4 protein-coding genes are annotated in these 3,325 nt (G+C 34.6%); all 4 read right to left on the bottom strand.

What is annotated here, in order from left to right:
* Nucleotides 1-462 (bottom strand): outer membrane protein (locus ACJ5GX_RS04530; RefSeq protein ID WP_495292746.1); only part of this gene is annotated, 462 nt, incomplete at its 3' end.
* 234 nt (nt 463-696) lie between these two features.
* Nucleotides 697-1,167 (bottom strand): P44/Msp2 family outer membrane protein, encoded by a 471-nt coding sequence (locus ACJ5GX_RS04525; RefSeq protein ID WP_052264904.1) that lies wholly within the window; start codon nt 1,165-1,167, stop codon nt 697-699.
* Nucleotides 1,168-1,402: 235 nt separating this feature from the next.
* Nucleotides 1,403-1,963 carry a P44/Msp2 family outer membrane protein gene (locus ACJ5GX_RS04520; RefSeq protein ID WP_007302507.1) on the bottom strand — a complete coding sequence of 187 codons (561 nt, stop codon included), beginning with the start codon at nt 1,961-1,963 and terminating at the stop codon, nt 1,403-1,405.
* Nucleotides 1,964-2,023: 60 nt separating this feature from the next.
* Nucleotides 2,024-3,250 carry an NTP transferase domain-containing protein gene (locus ACJ5GX_RS04515; protein ID WP_052264905.1) on the bottom strand — a complete coding sequence of 409 codons (1,227 nt, stop codon included), beginning with the start codon at nt 3,248-3,250 and terminating at the stop codon, nt 2,024-2,026.
* Between the last annotated feature and the right edge of the window lie 75 nt (nt 3,251-3,325).

Genomic DNA, 3,325 nt, shown 5'->3' with positions numbered 1-3,325 from the left:
TCCAAGTTCAAACCCATGAGAAAAATTACTGAACTTGTGAAGTTTATAGCCAGCGAAAACATTCGTTCTCTCAGAAAGTGGAAGATTAATACCAGCACCTATCTGGTAGGAAAAAAACTTTTCTACGTCTGGCTGTTGATCTTGCTGTGCTGGTTGAGATACTTTAGCTCCACCTCCTACACCAAAAGTAACATAAGGGGTAATATCCGTACTTTCAAATTGATGATGATAATGAAGCTTTGCCATGAATCCTAACTCTGCCAAAGATCCTCCAAACAAAACAGATTTCAATACAGGACCAGCTGAAATTTTTATGCTATCTGTATAATGATAGCCAAGCTCATAATTAATACCAAGATTGCCATATGACGACGAAGTATAGATTCTATCTCTAATCCAATCAACTCCAAAAGACGGTGCTGACAGAGAACAGCAGACTACTAAAGTAAGTAATTTTTTCATTTTTACCCTCTAACCATGAATATACGCATATATACCCACAGAAAAGTTAAAAATCACATAACTTACATAATAAAATCGGAATCACTTTCTTAGCTACTTGCCTTTCTCTTGCAATTGCCAAACTTCTCTTTGTCACATTTTGTTACCTACTGCAATCATCATTTTAGCCTATATCACTTGCTTTTTTTCAACAAAAATTCAAACCAGACTTCACTAAAAACATTCAATCGGAGCTTACAAATTAAAACTCATTCCAAATTCAACCCCATGCGAAAGTTCATGGAACTTTTGCAGCTTGTAGCCAGCAAAAACACTTGTTCTCTCAGAAAGTGGAAGATTAATACCAGAACCTATTTGATAAGAAAAAAATTCTTCTACGTCTGGCCCTTGATTTTCTGAAAGAGGAATTTTAGCAACTCCTCCTATACCAAAAGTAACATAAGGAGTAATATCTGTATTTTCAAATTTATAATGATAATGAAGCTTTGTCATAAGTCCCGCGTCTAAAATCCCTTCACTCATAACAAGTTTAACTGCAGGACCAAATGAAATTTTAATGCTATCTGTACAATGATAGCCAAGATCATAATTAACACCAAGCATGCCATATGACGAAGAGGTGTAGGTTCTATCTTTAACCCAATCAACTCCAAAAGACGGTGCTGACAAAGAACAGCAAGCCAACAAAGTAAGTAACTTTTTCATTTTTATCCTCCAAAGATTAATATATGCATATACAAGCATATAAATATTAAAAATAGTATAAATTGCAAGTAAAAAATTGGAATTATTTTATTTTTTTTGTTATTTGTCTTTCTCTTGCAATTGCAAATTGGCATATCTTTCACTATCTGCTGCAATCATCATTTGAGTCTACATCACTTACTTTCGCTTCAATATAATTTCCCACTAGCCTTTACTAAAAATATTCAATCAGAGTTTATAAATTAAAACTCACTCCTAGCTCAATTCCATGGAAAATTTTATGAAACCTTTGCAATTTGTAGCCAGCAAAAACACTTGTTCTTTCAGAAAGTGGAAGATTAATACCAGAACCTATTTGATAAGAAAAAAATTCATCATTGACTACAGCTTTGAAAGCCTCTCCAAGTAGAGCACTTATGTTTTCACCTATACTATCAGCTCTACCTACATTAGGTTTAGCCTTCATTGTACGCACTATAACAGCACCAACACCAGCAGTAATATAAGGAGTAATACCCGTATTTTCAAATTTATGATGATAATGAAGCTTTGCCATAAGCCCCACCACTGCTCCAAATTCTTCATCAAGAGTAGGTTTGATTAGAGAATTAATAATAGGTTTGATTACATAGCCAACTGAAATTTTAACGCTATCTGTATAGTGAAAACCAACGTCATAATTAACACCAAGTCGGCTATATGACAAAGAAGTATAAATTCTATCTTTAATCCAATCAACTCCAAAAGATGGTACTGAAAGAGAACAACAAACCAACAAGGTAAATAATTTTTTCATTTTTATCTAAGATCTCAGCATATGCATATATAAGCATAACCATCAAGAAAAAAATTGGAATTATTTTATTTTTTTAGTTACTTGCCTTTCTCTTGCAATTGCAAGACTTCCCTTTGGCACATCTTTCACTATAACGCTACCTGCTGCAATGACAGAGTCATCATGCACATTAAGCGGTGCAATTAATGAACTATTGGCACCAATAAAACAATTGCTTCCAATATTTGTTCTATGTTTCTTTTTCCCATCATAATTACAAATAACGGTACCTGCACCTATGTTACTCCCCTGCCCTACCTGAGTATTTCCTATATAACTTAAATGCTTTATCTTAGTATTTATACCTATATCACTTGCTTTTGTTTCAACAAAATTACCTATGATTGCACCATCACCTATTGTTGTATTTTCACATTTGGCAAATGGACCAACCCTAACACCAGATCCTATTTTTACTCCAGGACCAAAAAAAACGTATGGGTAAACAATCGAATCCATACCAATTTGCGTATCAAGAGAGAAGAAAACAGTTTCTGGAGCAACAAGCGTTACTCCAGAGTTAGTGAAAAACTTTCTTTTTTCTTCTTGAAAGTAAAACTCGGCCGTTGCAAGGTCATTCCTATTATTTATGCCAGTTGCCTCCTCCTCATCAGCAATAACATAGCCGACATTTAAATTACTCTTTACTGCAATGGAAACGATATCGGTCAAGTAATATTCATGAGCTTGGTTATTACACTCTATTTTCTCCACCAATTCACGTAGATTCTTTTCACGTGCAACCATTATTCCGGCATTAGCAAAATCATTATTTCTACCATTTTGTGCTTCTACGATTTCTCTTAGGGAACCGTTCTCAATAATTAGTCTACCGTATCCTTTATTATTAGTTTTAAACCCAAGACAAACTAAAGCATTGCTCTCTCCTAAGCAGCTTATCATTTTAGTTATTGTGCTGCTTTTTATTAGTGGAGTATCCCCATACTGCACAACAACTATATCTGACAATTCTTTCAGGTTCCTCATTGCAATTTTGACTGCATCTCCCGTGCCGAGCGTTGACTCTTGTGTAATTAGTTTTATACCCTCAAAGCATTTCAGCCTTTGAGTTAAAGGCAAATCGACTACAATAACTATTTTTTCAGGATTCAGCTGCTTTGCATTGTAAATGACATGCTCAAGCATGGAGAAATTACCTATTTTGTGCAGAACCTTAGGCAAGCTTGAATTCATTCGTTCACTATGCCCAGCAGCAAGTACAACAAATGTATAAGATTTATTTGTCACTTATCTTAAAGACGAAAAATGAAAACCATAATGGTTGAGCCAACTAACTCTATTGTCGTAAAAGCTCCTTAGATC

The sequence above is a fragment of the Wolbachia endosymbiont of Tuta absoluta genome (assembly GCF_059414725.1).
The sequence above is the reverse complement of the archived record's forward strand: the minus strand, read 5'-3'. Positions and strand labels throughout refer to the sequence as shown.